Origin of the sequence: Pseudanabaena sp. UWO311 (assembly GCF_006937785.1) — a bacterium.
Taxonomy (GTDB): Bacteria; Cyanobacteriota; Cyanobacteriia; order Pseudanabaenales; family Pseudanabaenaceae; genus Pseudanabaena.
In genome coordinates, this window is sequence record NZ_SJEE01000017.1 from 97,219 (window position 1) to 111,592 (window position 14,374).

At 40.6% G+C, this 14,374-nt stretch carries 15 protein-coding genes and 1 tRNA gene; 8 read left to right on the forward strand and 8 right to left on the reverse strand.

Annotated elements, in window-relative coordinates:
* Positions 1–48: 48 nt before the first annotated feature.
* The gene (grpE, locus tag PseudUWO311_RS14385) at positions 49–807 is read right to left on the reverse strand and encodes a nucleotide exchange factor GrpE (RefSeq protein WP_103667296.1); all 759 of its coding nucleotides are present in this window, start codon (positions 805–807) and stop codon (positions 49–51) included.
* 352 nt (positions 808–1,159) lie between these two features.
* On the opposite strand from grpE, the gene PseudUWO311_RS14390 reads away from it, so the two are divergent.
* Positions 1,160–1,669: a GNAT family N-acetyltransferase gene (locus PseudUWO311_RS14390; protein WP_142655966.1), complete on the forward strand. Its 510-nt coding sequence runs from the start codon at positions 1,160–1,162 to the stop codon at positions 1,667–1,669.
* 78 nt (positions 1,670–1,747) lie between these two features.
* On the opposite strand, the gene PseudUWO311_RS14395 is transcribed toward PseudUWO311_RS14390, so the two are convergent.
* The 4 genes from PseudUWO311_RS14395 to PseudUWO311_RS14410 form a co-directional block, all read right to left on the reverse strand.
* Positions 1,748–3,676 carry a pentapeptide repeat-containing protein gene (locus PseudUWO311_RS14395; protein WP_142655950.1) on the reverse strand — a complete coding sequence of 643 codons (1,929 nt, stop codon included), beginning with the start codon at positions 3,674–3,676 and terminating at the stop codon, positions 1,748–1,750.
* Positions 3,673–4,641 (reverse strand): hypothetical protein, encoded by a 969-nt coding sequence (locus PseudUWO311_RS14400; RefSeq protein ID WP_142655951.1) that lies wholly within the window; start codon positions 4,639–4,641, stop codon positions 3,673–3,675. The genes PseudUWO311_RS14395 and PseudUWO311_RS14400 overlap by 4 nt, the downstream gene beginning before the upstream one ends.
* 86 nt (positions 4,642–4,727) lie before the next feature.
* Complete coding sequence (locus PseudUWO311_RS14405) at positions 4,728–5,072, reverse strand: MgPME-cyclase complex family protein (RefSeq protein ID WP_142655952.1); 345 nt, start codon at positions 5,070–5,072, stop codon at positions 4,728–4,730.
* 57 nt (positions 5,073–5,129) lie between these two features.
* Positions 5,130–5,930 carry a TIGR01548 family HAD-type hydrolase gene (locus tag PseudUWO311_RS14410; protein ID WP_142655953.1) on the reverse strand — a complete coding sequence of 267 codons (801 nt, stop codon included), beginning with the start codon at positions 5,928–5,930 and terminating at the stop codon, positions 5,130–5,132.
* Between the two features lie 60 nt (positions 5,931–5,990).
* On the opposite strand from PseudUWO311_RS14410, the gene PseudUWO311_RS14415 reads away from it, so the two are divergent.
* On the forward strand, positions 5,991–6,290 hold the full coding sequence (locus PseudUWO311_RS14415; protein WP_094530228.1) for a 30S ribosomal protein PSRP-3: 300 nt from the start codon (positions 5,991–5,993) through the stop codon (positions 6,288–6,290).
* 87 nt (positions 6,291–6,377) lie between these two features.
* Here PseudUWO311_RS14415 and psbC read toward each other — a convergent pair whose 3' ends face one another.
* Positions 6,378–7,769, reverse strand: a complete 1,392-nt coding sequence (gene psbC / locus PseudUWO311_RS14420; protein ID WP_142655954.1) for a photosystem II reaction center protein CP43 — start codon at positions 7,767–7,769, stop codon at positions 6,378–6,380.
* Positions 7,770–7,986: 217 nt separating this feature from the next.
* Positions 7,987–9,054, reverse strand: coding sequence for a photosystem II D2 protein (photosystem q(a) protein) (gene psbD / locus PseudUWO311_RS14425; protein ID WP_142655955.1), 1,068 nt, complete (start codon positions 9,052–9,054; stop codon positions 7,987–7,989).
* A gap of 542 nt (positions 9,055–9,596) precedes the next feature.
* Between psbD and PseudUWO311_RS14430 the strand changes: the two genes are divergently transcribed.
* The 4 genes from PseudUWO311_RS14430 to PseudUWO311_RS14445 all read left to right on the forward strand — a co-directional run bounded on the left by PseudUWO311_RS14430 (position 9,597) and on the right by PseudUWO311_RS14445 (position 12,654).
* Entirely contained in the window at positions 9,597–10,295 is a 699-nt protein-coding gene (locus tag PseudUWO311_RS14430) for a type IV pilin-like G/H family protein (RefSeq protein ID WP_142655956.1), read from the forward strand.
* A gap of 36 nt (positions 10,296–10,331) precedes the next feature.
* Positions 10,332–11,258 (forward strand): pentapeptide repeat-containing protein, encoded by a 927-nt coding sequence (locus PseudUWO311_RS14435; RefSeq protein WP_142655957.1) that lies wholly within the window; start codon positions 10,332–10,334, stop codon positions 11,256–11,258.
* Between the two features lie 24 nt (positions 11,259–11,282).
* Entirely contained in the window at positions 11,283–12,062 is a 780-nt protein-coding gene (locus PseudUWO311_RS14440; RefSeq protein ID WP_223807581.1) for a sterol desaturase family protein, read from the forward strand.
* Between the two features lie 73 nt (positions 12,063–12,135).
* Positions 12,136–12,654, forward strand: a complete 519-nt coding sequence (locus tag PseudUWO311_RS14445) for a rhodanese-like domain-containing protein (protein WP_142655958.1) — start codon at positions 12,136–12,138, stop codon at positions 12,652–12,654.
* 44 nt (positions 12,655–12,698) lie between these two features.
* On the opposite strand, the gene PseudUWO311_RS14450 is transcribed toward PseudUWO311_RS14445, so the two are convergent.
* Positions 12,699–12,772: transfer RNA gene (locus tag PseudUWO311_RS14450), tRNA-Pro, on the reverse strand.
* A 554-nt stretch (positions 12,773–13,326) separates the two neighbouring features.
* Here PseudUWO311_RS14450 and PseudUWO311_RS14455 point away from each other — a divergent pair.
* A complete protein-coding gene (locus PseudUWO311_RS14455; protein ID WP_142655959.1) occupies positions 13,327–13,743 on the forward strand; it encodes a hypothetical protein in 417 nt (138 codons plus the stop codon).
* Positions 13,744–13,967: 224 nt separating this feature from the next.
* On the forward strand, positions 13,968–14,255 hold the full coding sequence (locus tag PseudUWO311_RS14460) for a DUF5335 family protein (RefSeq protein ID WP_142655960.1): 288 nt from the start codon (positions 13,968–13,970) through the stop codon (positions 14,253–14,255).
* The last annotated feature ends 119 nt before the right edge of the window (positions 14,256–14,374 follow it).

Here is a 14,374-nt window from a genome sequence, read left to right on the forward strand (position 1 = left end):
TAATGCATTTCAAGATGCAATCGCGATCGCAATCTTGAAATATTTATTTTAGTTGGATTCTCCAGAGCTATTTTCGGTAGCATTTTCAGAAGATGCACTATCATCGCCATCGATTTTCCCAGATGATACTTTAACCAGAGAATGACGCAAAACTCGATCATCGCTGACTAAATATCCTGGGCGTAATTCCTCAGTGATTATGCCTTCGCCATATTCAGTCGATGGTTCTTGCATAATTGCTTCATGAAAATTAGGGTCAAAGTCTTGACCGACGCATTCCATTCTTACTACACCTGTCTCTTTGAGGCATTTGAGTAACTGTTTGTATACCGATTGATAACTTTTGTGAATTGACGCTTCACCGTCTGTTTTTGGTGAAATTTGTAACTGCGCCCGTTCAAAATCGTCAACTACAGGCAAGATTTTTTTGAGAATCTTGCCTGTAATTGTGCCTTCTTGCTCTTCTTTATCGCGCTCTGTACGTTTGCGAAAATTCTCAAAGTCGGCATACAGCCGTAAGTATTGCTGCTTGCGATCGTCTAGCTGCTCTCTAAGTGATGTTGACTCAGCGATCAAACCATTAATTTTGTCTAGCGTTGCGGCGGCGGCGGCGTTTGCTTTACTTACTTCAGGTTTTGATTCGCTCGTTGTAGTCGCAGATCCTTGAGAGCCTTCTGGGATAGATGTTTCTGGGTTTGCGATTTGATTTAATTCTTCGGTTGCAAGTTGTTGCAGCCGAGACTCAAGTACCTCATCATCTTCGTCGATGAGGTCGTCAGAAATTAGGTTGTTTTCTTCTTCGATCATTACGGTGATACTCTTTTAGCGCTTTTTAGACTAGCAGTAAATTGCTAAGAGTTAAAATTTAAGTGTTAATTTTGACGATTTTAGTCAATTATACCGATTTTACTCTTTATCAGAGACAACGTATAGCAGTTGGTGACATAAACCCAAAAAGTAATGGTAATTACCTTTTACCACTTTTACTTTTTGATATGTCTAAAAATACTCCCTTCCCACCGAAGAAATAGATATATAAAACCAAGAAATAGCGGTGCGGGGCGAAGCCCCGCACCGCTATTTCTTGACTGGGAAAGGAGTATGTCACGGCGATCGCCGTGACATACTATCTAAGGGACTATTTTATTTACCTAAACTGATGGAAATTCAAGACGAACGACCAGAAGATATAGATGCAATTCGTACGGTTAATATCGCAGCCTTTGGACGAGATAATGAGGCTAACTTAGTCGATCAGTTAAGGGGAATTGAAAATACACTTTCTTTTGTTGCTATAGAATCAGAACAAATTGTTGGTCATATTTTCTTTAGTCCCGTTACGATCGACGAAAAATGCTCTGAAGAATTAATGATTCTTGGATTAGCACCATTAGCAGTATTGCCTCAATATCAACGGCGGGGAATTGGATCTCTATTGATTAAACATAGTTTAGAGAAATGCTCTGATTTAGGATGCAAAGCTGTGGTGGTGTTGGGATATCCAGAATACTATTCACGTTTCGGATTTATTTCCGCAAAAGAAAAGGGACTAAAGTGTGAGTACCTAGTTCCAGATGATGTGTTTATGGTCTTAGAATTGAAAAATAGCGCTTTGGATGGTTGTCGTGGAATCGTCAAATACCGATTCGAGTTCCAAGAATGCGCATAGCGATCGCTTATATAAAAACCAATATTTTTTGAGGGGTGGCGAAGCCATCTCTGAAAAAATATTGGTTTTTATGTTGATTTATGGCAAACAATTAAGAGTTGATTTTGTAGAGCTCCCAGTCTCAGAGGAGTTACCAGAAGCCAAAGAGCAGAAATATTTACGAATAGTAGGAGTAATATTTACAGCATTAGTAAAATCTGCGGCTTCGATGCTGCCAATATTTTCAACGATCGCATTGCGAAAATTTGCCCCATTAAGATTTGTCCCTGAAAACTCGATCAGAACTAGTTTCGCAGCTGTCAGGTTAGCCGAACTCAGATTTGCATTAGAGAGATTTGTCAAGTGTAGCTCCGCCGATCGCAAATCCGCTGAAGATAAATTGGCTTCATCTAAGCTCGCTTCACTCAAATTAGCGGCACTCAAATTACTTTCACTCAGATTTGCCTTAGCTAGATTTGCCTTACGAAGATTTGCTAGAAGTAAATTTGCTCCCTTGAGATTCGCTGCATTAAGATCAGCTTCACTCAGATTTGATTTCATTAGCTCTGCTTTTGGTAAAAGTGCTGAGACTAACTTGGTTTGTGATAAGTTTGCTCGCAATAAATTTGCTTGAGTTAAATTAGCTTCGGTCAGATTAGAAAAAGATAAGTTTGCGTCAACAAGACTAGCGTTACTCAAATCTGCGCCTCGGAGATCGACTTTAACAATTTTAATACCGTTCAAATTCGCATTTTTGAAGATGATTTGGCGCAAATCTACTCGCTCTAAAACAGAACCACTGAGGTTAATATTGCTAAAGTCCTGACCTTGTATGCGATCGCCTTGATTGCCAGTCAACTGCATATAGCGAAAATCGCGCTGACCTTCAGCATATTTAGCTTGTAAAGTTGCAGCTGTGATTGGGATTAATTTTGGAGTTGCTACAGCGACGGGAGTGGGGGAATTGCTGGGAGAAGGAGAGCTTACTGGCACATTTGTAGGAATGTTCGTTACGGTAGGTTGAGGTTGCGATAGGTTTGTTTTAACCAGCCAAAAAATAATGCCTACAATAGCGAATACCGATACGCCAAAAACTAAAAACATCTTATATTGCGTAACTATTTTGTCTTTTCGTAATGGCTGCTCAGATTGGTCTTGCTGATCTTTGCCATGACATCGGCGGATTAGGCGATCGCATAGTTCACGGGTTTCATCATCAGGAATATTGGAAATCGACTGAAATACTGGAGACAACTCAGGCTCTTGAAAATCGTTTTGCCGAAAAATCAAATTTTTATTGTCTTCATGAAATGTCTCCCAAAGATTTGGCTGACTTGCAAGAGCGCGAAGTGATAAGGAAATTACCTCAAAAGAAAATTCATCAAGGCGATCGCTAAAGTCCTTAGAAGAGCGCATAGGGGGCTGATAGTTGGGATGCCCCACTTCAAGGGGCGGAGCACCTCGCAATGCGGGGACGTACATACCGTCATAGTCAACCAGCTTTAGCTCTCCCTCAGAGTCAACCATGATATTCCCATGCTGCAAATCGCCATGGGCGATCCCCACCTGTTGCAGATCTTTTTGCAGTTGTTTTAATTGCCGATCTAAACGCAATAAGACTTGCGAATCGTCAATATGTTCGCCAATATAACGATCTATTTCTGAGCCTTGCACCCAATCCATTTTCAAAATCGGATACCATTCGCCTTTGACGAGGATTCCTTGCGTCAGGAACTCGAAATCGACTAAGTAGGGAATTTCATGTTGGCTGAGATATTCGCTGATTAACTTGTATCGCTGCTGTACATCTGATTGAGGAATCCTCGTAAAGCAACGCACTGCCCAGGAACGATTTCCCTTAGTTAGTTTGTAGACAGTGGCGAAGTTTCCCGACCATAACAAGACACGTCCCCGCGAATTTTTGGCAGTGCTTGCCTGCTTAAGTTCAGGATCGACAAAACAGAGGTGCGGATTTTGCACCGCGATCGTAAAGTCGATATTGAGGGGCCAAGCTTGAATATCTGTCATGACTCACAATGCACTTCTTTTGCATCCTGAATTTTGAGGCATAGTAAGGTGGTATCGTCGTTGGCTATTTCATGGTGATCGCGCAATTCAGTCACCCACTTTGCAAACAAGTCTTGCGTCCTGATCTGCTCTAATTTTACCCAAGGATCTTGATTTGCTTCTATTTGCTTAAAAATCCAACAGGAGATCGCGTCGGTTGCTAGATAAAAGTGATCTCCGCATTTTGCAACTCCATGAATTTGCGAAATAGTAATATTCGCCGCCTTGATATTGGTTCCGATCAGCCTTGGTCGGTTGTTAAATTCATGGCTAGTTTGTAAAGGAAAACTTTTTTGCAAGGTGCGATCGCGTACCACAAATAAACAAGAATCTCCCACAGCAAGAGATTTCCAACTTAAATCTGCAAAAACTTCTAAGCTCACAAAAGTTGCAAAAGCCCCTTCTCCAGCCTTACGTTTGGCAAACCAAGACAAATCCTGTTGTCCTAACCATTGCTGCCAAGTTGCTTGTAATGGGATTAGCCAAGTTGTGGCACAGGCATAAACCTCTTGCCAAGGCAACTGGCGATCTGTAAAAGCTGTAACTAATGCCCTTGCCCATTCTCTCGTAAAGGAAGACTCAGTCGCCCCATCCGATAAGGCAATCGACATCATTGGATTACGTTGTACACAACCCCAAATATCTTCACATTCGGCGATTTCATTGCCTGCTTTCTGCACTGAGAAACTTTGAATAAGCTCAACAACAAACGGTGATTTTTTTGTTTCTAAAGCTTGCAAATTAGGTTTAGCCGATAAATCATATAAACTGCGATCGCCATATTTTCGAGTATTGGCAGCGATCGACTTAAAACCAAAATTTGCAGCCCCATACTGAGAATGCGAACTAGAAAAAGAATTATTGCAAAAAGATCTAAACACAATATCTGTAGCGATCGGCAATCTGATCAGCAAATTTAAGGTCACAGATTAGCACATTAACCAAAAAGAAAAGCCGCCTATGGCGGCTTTTCTTTTCCAAAAAAATAGAGCGTGCCAAGCACGCTCTATTTTTACAAGCTAAGAGCCAAAGATGCAAAAGCATCTGGAATTGAGGCACTCGGTGCTGTAAATTCACCTGTCACAACAAACTCAAGTCTTAGCTTTAGCCAACGCATTGTATTTGGATCAGTTGTGATGATTGCTGCCGCAGGTTGGGGAATTTGCTTTTTAATACTTGCCATCTCAGGCGCTTCCAAAAAAGCAGGCTGCTCAACTAACCAAAAATTTATTTCCTTATTGCGTGCTTCAAAATTGCGCCGCCGCTCCGACAAGGTTTCTCCCAAAGGTTTACCTTCGTCTTCACATAGGTATTTACGGCTAGCAGCCACAAAATAATATTGCTTGGAGTCTGACATAAATTTTTTTCTTAACAAGGTAATAGCTTGTAAAGCCAGATCTATGTTAACGCTTATTTAACTTATAGAACCTTGCAATAGATTAAGCTGTGGCGTTAGTTCTAGAACACAATTCAAAACAAGATCAGCACCATTTTCTTTAAGCAATGCTGCATAGCGATCACGTAAATCTTCAGCTACATGGGGCGGAATCACTCCAACAGCAAGATATTGATAATTTGGGTCATAAATTCTAGCTTTTACAACCGTCAGCATATCTGCGACTGTATCACCAACATACACAACAACTGCCGATTTACCCTGACTAGACTCAATTTGTTTTACCGCTAGTAAAAGTCCCGTAGGATCTGGTTTACCTGCTGCGTCCTCCATGGCAATCAAGACAGGGGCATCTATTTCTAAACGTCGTAAAACATAACTCGCTGAAGCCCTTGTCGCGCCACTAAAAAATCCCCAGCCAATCCCTGCGATCGTCAAATCCCGAAAATATTCTGTGGTCGCGATCAACGGCTCCGTCGCAATATATCCATCTGACCAGTCAGAATTCTTGCCCCGATAACGACTCTGAAAGAATTCCACAATTGTTTCATAGGATATTTTGATCTCTTGCCCTAGACCTTGAAAATACCGCTTAATTAGCTCCTGCGAGGCTTCCCAGTCATTGTTCCAAATGCCTTCAGCTTTTAAATCGTCGATTTCTTCAGGAGTAGGACGATAAGCTGCATTTGTAAAATATTCAACTGTATCTGCCAGTGCTCGGCGATAAGAACCTGATACATCACGAATCACGCCATCAATATCAAACACAAAAATACTTGAGTTTAATAATTTTAAGTCAACTTTAGAGGTTTCAATCATGTTATATTGCAAGATCGCTACTTTAATATGTAATTTAACTTTTCTTGGAGGTAGGTAGCATTGTCCCAGTTTATTCTAAAAATCTTATGGTTAGAGAATAATGTAGCTCTTGCTGTCGATCAAGTCGTTGGCAAAGGTTTCAGCCCTCTCACCAAGTATTTCTTTTGGCCCCGTGATGATGCTTGGGATCAACTTAAAACAGAAATGGAAAGCAAGCCTTGGATTGCCGATCAGGATCGGATTGAAATTTTAAATAAGGCAACCGAAGTAATTAATTACTGGCAACAAGAGGGTAAAAACCGCCCCATGACAGAAGCTCAAGGTAAATTCCCTGATGTCATATTTACTGGTAGTAACTAGTAATTATCGCCAAAGTCAAAAAAAGAAAGGCAGTGCTAAGCACTGCCTTTCTTTTTATTAGGATGAGACAAAGCACATCTTAGTTAGCTATTTATCTAAATCAGGCATAGAAAGTACAGCCTCAGACTTACGGTCAATACCCTTTTCAAAGCCAGCAACAGCCGCGCGAGCGCGACCAGCGTGCCATAAGTGACCAACTAAGAACATGAATGACAATACGAAGTGGGAAGTAGACAACCAAGAACGTGGAGAAACAAAGTTTACCGCGTTGATTTCAGTAATAACACCACCAACTGAATTCAAAGAACCCAAAGGAGCGTGTGTCATGTATTCAGCAGCGCGACGTACTTGCCAAGGTTGAACATCATTCTTAAGTTTGTCAATATCCAAACCGTTAGGACCACGAAGAGGCTCCAGCCATGGACCACGGAAATCCCAGAAACGCATGGTTTCACCACCAAAGATGATTTCGCCCGAAGGAGAACGCATCAAATACTTACCTAGACCTGTAGGCCCTTGAGAGGTTGCAATGTTTGCACCCAATTTTTGGTCACGGACAAGGTAGGTGAAAGCTTGAGATTGAGAAGCTTCAGCGCCAGTAGGACCAAAGAACTCACTTGGATAAACAGTGTTGTTAAACCACACAAAGCAAGTAGCGATGAACGCCATAAAGCTCAATGCGCCCAAGCTGTAAGATAGATATGCTTCGCCTGACCAAACGAGAGCACGACGTGCCCAACCAAAAGGCTTGGTGAGAATATGCCAGATACCGCCGCCAATGCAGATCAAGCCAATCCAGATATGTCCGCCAACTACATCTTCAAGGTTGTCAACACCTACGATGTTGCCTTCTCCACCAAAAGGTGAATTGAGCAAATAGCCAAAGATGACAACAGGATTAATTGTAGGATTCGTGATCACACGTACATCGCCACCACCAGGAGCCCATGTATCGTAGAGACCACCAAAGAACATAGCCTTAAATACGAGTAGCAACGCACCGCAACCCAATATTATCAGGTGATACCCGATAATATTGGTCATTTGGTTCTTGTCTTTCCAGTCATAACCAAAGAATGAAGAATAGTTTTCTAAGACTTCAGGTCCACGCAAGGCATGGTAAATCCCACCAAAGCCAAGTACTGCCGAAGAAATAAGGTGTAATACACCAACCACGAAGTAAGGGAAAATATCTACAACTTCACCACCAGCACCAACGCCCCAACCTTGGGTTGCCATGTGAGGAAGAAGGATAAAGCCTTGCTCGTACATTGGCTTTTCGGGAATAAAGTGCGCGACTTCAAACAAAGTCATTGCGCCAGCCCAGAATACGATTAAACCAGCATGAGCTACGTGAGCGCCCAGCAGTTTGCCAGAAAGGTTAATGAGTCTTGCGTTACCAGACCACCAAGCAAAGCCCGATGTATCCTGTGTACGTCCACCCACTCCTAGCGAGTTTAAGTTAATGGTCGTCGTCACGAGAGGTTATCTCCAGAAAATTTTTTATAGGTTTAAAGTGCAAATAATTTTTAAGCTATCAGCTATCATCTTGTTAACTGCTAACGTTTAGAAGTTTGATGAAATTCATCATAATCCAAAACCTAGTAGAACCGTACTGATTTCTGATAGCTAAATTTTGCAATTATCCTTAAAAAATTGCTTGCAATAAGCTGCAAGCAATTTTTTAGCTTCAAATTTATAGTGCGTTACCGCGAGGCAAAACTTCTTCAGGGAAGATAAATCTTTCTGCTGGTTGGTCTTGAGGAGCCATCCAAGCACGGATACCTTCATTCAAAAGCAAATTCTTGGTGTAGAAAGTTTCAAATTCAGGATCTTCTGCGGCACGAACTTCTTGAGATACGAAGTCATAGGCACGCAAGTTCAATGCTAATCCGACAATACCTACGCTACTGAACCATAGTCCAGTTACAGGTACGAATAGCATGAAGAAGTGCAACCAACGCTTGTTGGAGAAAGCAATACCGAAGATTTGGCTCCAGAAGCGGTTAGCTGTAACCATGGAGTAGGTTTCTTCAGACTGAGTTGGGTTGAAAGCTTTGAAGGTGTTAGCGGTTTTACCATCGCCATCTTCAAACAATGTGTTTTCAACGGTAGCACCGTGAATAGCACAGAGCAATGCTCCACCAAGGATACCTGCTACGCCCATCATATGGAAGGGATTCAGAGTCCAGTTGTGGAAACCTTGTAAGAATAAGATGAAGCGGAAGATGCCAGCTACGCCGAAGGTTGGACCGAAGAACCAACCAGATTGACCCAATGGGTACATTAAGAATACAGATACGAATACGGCGATAGGACCAGAAAATGCGATCGCATTATAAGGACGGATACCGACTAGACGAGCAATTTCAAACTGACGCAACATAAAGCCAATCAAACCAAAAGCGCCATGAAGTGCTAGGAATGTCCATAGTCCTCCAATTTGGCACCAACGGGTGAAGTCGCCTTGTGCTTCAGGTCCCCATAGTAGTACCAAAGAATGTCCAACACTAAGAGGAGGAGATGATACTGCTACAGTGAGAATGTTACAGCCTTCTAGGAAGCTAGAAGCTAGCCCATGGCTATACCAAGATGATACGAATGTGATGCCTGTGAACCAGCCACCAACTGCTAAAAATGCTGTTGGGAATAGCAGTAAGCCACTCCAGCCGATGAATACAAATCTGTCGCGCTTTAGCCAGTCGTCGATGCTGTCAAACCAGCCTCTTTCGACTTCTTGCGACCTGCCCATTGCAATGGTCATAATTCTAAATCCTGCTTTAACTACTAGTATTTATATGGATTTGAAATTAGCTTAACACATCTTTACGTTTGCCTTCTTACAAAATACTTAAGAGCTTCAAACCCTCTCTAGACAAAGGCTTGAGTCAATTCTATAAAGTATATATATTCGACAACAAATCTTAAAAAAATGTTAAGGGTTGTTAGATATATCTCTTTGGAGATAGAGGTCAATAAATTAATATATTTAATTAACAATATAGCAGGACTAAATCCAGTCATTCAAAAATGCTTTAAGGATCAAAGATTGATGCATTATTGAGTTCAATAGACTAAGCATTTACACCTAGTGAACTCCAAGAAAAAATGATCTGTATAAATCCCAAAAATATAGTGACGGGTTAAGCCCGTCACTATATTTTTGGGATTTATTACTTTGTGTAAGTCCCCAAGAAATCAAGCACAAATTTTGTAGTACTTCTCACAAAGGAATGCGATCGCGATCGCATTCCTTTGTGAGGTAACAGGGCAGTATTAGTTAAGTCCGCACAAGAGGTGATCATAATGATTGGACAATCTAAGGCAAAACAATCTGATGTAGAGCAAATAAATCTCCTACTAGACAAAATACTATCTAATGCCATCGAACTCTCAGAAGTGGATGAGGAAACTAGTTTGCTTGCTGATTTGTTTCAAGAAGATACTGCGCCACAAAAGCAAAAAAAATTTCGACAGCTATTTCGTTGGCCAATTTATGGCTTGTTGGGATTTGGGTTAATTGCAATAGGAGCTATAGCATTTCTGGGATCATCTTTTAGTTGTGGGACAAAAGCTAGGAGTAGCGAAGCTCGAACTTATGTAGGAAGTATGGGTAGAGCGCAGCAAGCTTTTTGGCTAGAAAATGGAGCTTTGGGGCGCTCAATTCCTGCTTTGGAAATTGGCATTAAAGAAGAGACAGCTAACTACAAGTATGATTTACAAAGTTTTGAGCTTGTTGCCTATCATTATGGTGTTCCCAAGAATGACGATTTAAAAAGTTTTGTCAGCGCGGTGTTTGTTGTCCCTGACCGAGATAAAAAACTTCAAGGGTCAAATCAACAGATAAATTCAACATCAGGCTCAACGCCAAACACAAAAAAAGAGCTAACTACAGTCACTATCCTTTGTGAATCTTCCAAAATTGGTGTAAAGCAAAAGCTAACAAATCCATTTCTCCAAAATGGGACTCCAACATGTGCTCGGGGAACTGTAGCGTTCAATTAGCTGTCTCACAAAACTAACTTATAAAGAGATTGACCGATGGATAACTACGTAAATTATCGTTATCGTGATTTTCAGAATCAATCGTTTCAGAATGAATTTCCTAAAGGCGAAGAGAAAAAAGCTGACTTTACAGGCTCAAGGTTAAAGAGTTGCGATTTTCGAGGGACAAATCTAGCAGGTGCTGATTTCTCGGAAACAGCGATCGGACAAGATAAACAGAATTTCCAAAAACAGATCATGCAAATGTCATTGCATATCATTTTGGGCCTCCCTCTCGGTTTATTATCTTGGTTTTCTGGCAGACTTGTTCTCGTGGGCTGTGGCGGTGAAGTCGCAAATCCTTATGGGTGGATGACAAATCCATTTGTTTGGATGTTTGCCTTTGCCACAGCCGCTGCCATGTCTCAAAGAAAGCTTTTTATCATATATATGGGGCTAATTGGGTTAATGGTGATTGCGTCGATTCACTATATTGCTATGACAGTGATTGGCATAGGTGTGATGGTTGCCGCATTCATAATGTCGCTTTGTGGACTCTATCTAGGCTACAAAAAAGGGGCGATCACAGTGGGTATGGTATGGATGGCAGTGGGAGTTTCATCCGCAATTTCGGCTGGCTATAGTTGGGTTAAATACCGAGAAATTCATTACGCGATTTTGTTTGCAATACTTGCGATTGTTCCAGCCATTTTGGCAACTAAGGCTTTTAATCTGCATTTTGCAAAGGTTAAAATGTCTGCGATGACTTCTTTTTATGGCGCAGATTTAGAAAATGCGCGATTCGTCAATGCAGACTTAGCAAATTGTGATTTTTTAGGGGCAAATCTGCAAGGTGTGGATTGGCATGGTGCAACCTTTAAAAATTGCAAGTTTCCTAAAGGTTTTTCTATGGATGTAAATGAGGCGATCGCTAAACATTCTGAAATTAATCCAGAGATTGAGCAGTTGGCAGTGAATAGTTAACCATGAGCAGAATTAGTGATTGGAATGATGGAAATACCTGATGTTATCAAAGGAATACTAATCCTTATTTTTGTATTTGTACCGATTGAGAAAGCATTATCACTTCATCGCCAAAAGCTATTCCGTGAAGGTTGGTTTACAGATCTTTGTTATTACTTTTCTGGCTATTTTATTGGTCATGGCACAACAAAGTTATTAATTGTATTTGTATTGTTGAGTCAAAGATCAATACCGACAATGTCTCAATTTGTCGGTCAACAGCCCCTTGTTTTGCAAGTAACTGCCGCAATATTCATCGGTGATTTGTGTTTTTATTTTATTCATAGGCTATTGCATACCGTGCCTTGGTTATGGCGATTTCATGCAATCCATCATAGTTCTACTCATATTGACTGGCTTGCCACAGTACGTGTTCATCCTTTCGAGCAGGTTTTGACTAAGGCTTTCCAAATGATCCCCCTTTATTTGCTGGGTTTTTCGACTGAGGCTTTAGCAATTTATGTGATTTTTTCGAGTGCGATCGCCTTTTTTATTCATGCCAATATTCGCGTAAGATTTCCGATTCTCAAATGGATTATTGCTACGCCAGAATTTCATTGTTGGCATCATGATCGCTATCCACAGAAATGCGCTCAAAATCTAGCTGTACAGTTGCCAATTCTTGATTATATATTTGGAACTTTGTATATGCCTGAAAATGAACAACCAAAACTATATGGGACCAAATTAAATACCACAACAAATTATTTTAATCATTTAATTTATCCGTTTAAAAATTGGGTGCTTCTAAATAGAAAAAGCTAAATAGGTAGGGATGGGCGGCGCTTCGAGCCGCCCATCCCTACCTATTTAGCCCTACTAAAAATTGGAGTAAAAAATGCAGCCAAGTAATTTTCAGGAATTTGTCTCTAGGCGGAGATATTTAATCCCATTAGCCTTAGTTGGCTCATTACTAGTTGCTACTGCTGGGATTTTAAGTATTGTTGCATATCAACATCAAATGAGCTTGCCAGTGTATTTGCAAAGCTTTAGTACGCCACAAATTTCTGTTGAAGAGTTGGCTAGTGGCAAGCTCAAATCTGTAGTTTTAATCGATGTGCGATCGCCTGAAGAATATGCAGAGGATCGCATTGCGAATAGTGAGCTTGTGCCATTACCCGAAATTGAAGGTGAATTTGGTATTCAGAAAGTTAAGAACATCGTGGAACGCTATGAAAAAAAGTATGAAGCTCAACCAACGGTAGTTTTGTACTGTACTTCGGGAATGAGATCAATTAAAGCAAATAGGTATCTTAGCGATCGCGGCTATCAAGTGATAACTCTAACAGGCGGTATTACCGCATGGCGCAAACAATTTACGCGATCGCAGGATCTGCAAGTTTTGCTAGCCAAATAAAAAAGCGCCATGATTATGACGCTTCTCAGTTTTTTCTTTTTAAGTCGGGATGATAGGATTCGAACCTACGGCATCCTGCTCCCAAAGCAGGCGCGCTACCAAGCTGCGCTACATCCCGTTGCGAATATCTATGTTACTACACAAAGCGCTAAATACACAAAATTATTTTTTATATTAAAATTTCCCTCTATGAGTATTTTGCACTGGACTGTTAAAGCGTGATCGACGTATTTGCGTCTTTTTTGTCATTATGAAATGGGCATTTCAGCACCTATCCCCAATTAGCTGACCCTTGTCCGCAACTACTATTGAACGTCAGTTCGGGATAAGAAAGGCTGAAGCCTATATCTATCAAGTGATATTCTCCAGAGCGATGCTGAAGCAGTCAAAAATCGTGGCTTTCACTTTAAACTCTTTATTGCCAAGTAAAAAGCACTGGTTTTATAGATGTCTTTTCTCCTTGCAGGCACTACTATAGAGCGTGATATTGGGTTAAATCCTTATCCCGAACTCACGTTATTGAGTCTTTTCGTTTACGTTTTATATCATATTCAACCAATTCATTCATGAAGTAAAACACCCTTTTGTCAAGGTGTTCTCATAAACTAGAGAGACTCAATCGATCTTGGTTCAGCATTTCTCTAATACGATAAAATCAATAGTGTGATAACCGTGAGCACTACAATTGACAAATTCACTAAACAACTCCATAACAATTTAGAAATAGTTGAAGAGAGTGTAAAATCGCTAAGAGATAATATTCAGACCGTGCCGAAACAACCTCATGTTGAGATTCAGTCAAAACTTGATCAAGCAAAGGCAAATCTGAGTGCTAAGAAGCTAGAAGTTGAAGGCTATCGAGCCAAACTGCAAATTCAATTTGAAGAAAAAGAATCCGAGTTGAATTCAAATGTCGAGGAATGGAAATCTTGGCAAGAAATCAATCAACTGGAACTGCATGCAGATAAGGCTGAAGACTATGCAGTTAGGGCAACTTACTTAGCGTTCGAGATAATGGAAAAAGCCGAAAAAGCAATATTGGAAGCGATTGCAGCCCGACTAGACGCAGAAATCGCAGGAACTCCATAGAGGTTTTCTAATGAGTGCATACTCATTAGAAAACCTCTATAGACAAACATTCAAAAAGCAATCACATCAAAAGTGCGACTAAATCTCTGATAATTGCTCATAGTGTAGCAATTTGTATCGTAATCAATCAATTCAATTAACTTATTCAGGAAATCAATCAATCTTCAGTAACTCTATAGAAGGCAATAACAATGCTGGGTTACTAATTTTTTGCGAGGAATCCTATGACGAATACAATAGCCCTGAGTAAATCTCTACCCCTTGTGCAGTGGGAGAAATTTTTTGACCAGTTTTCTGGTGATAACCGTGGACGACATATTGCAATCGAAATTATTGATTCAGAACTTGGTGACCAAGAGCTGATTAAGAATGCTCCTTTGTTGGTGATGATTTACGATCGCCCTGATAAAGGCAATAATTTGGCAATAGAAGTGGGTAAAGATCAAATGACCTATGCTCACACAATCGATTCACCAACAGAAATTTCAACAGCGCTGAATGCTAAGGAATGAAAAATAAATAACTTATGCATTTCAGTTATTTTGAGGAATAGCTCTATAATTCCATTTAGGAAGATATTCATCAAAAATGATAGGTAGATTTTCCTTGAAACCATCAGCGACTTCTCTAC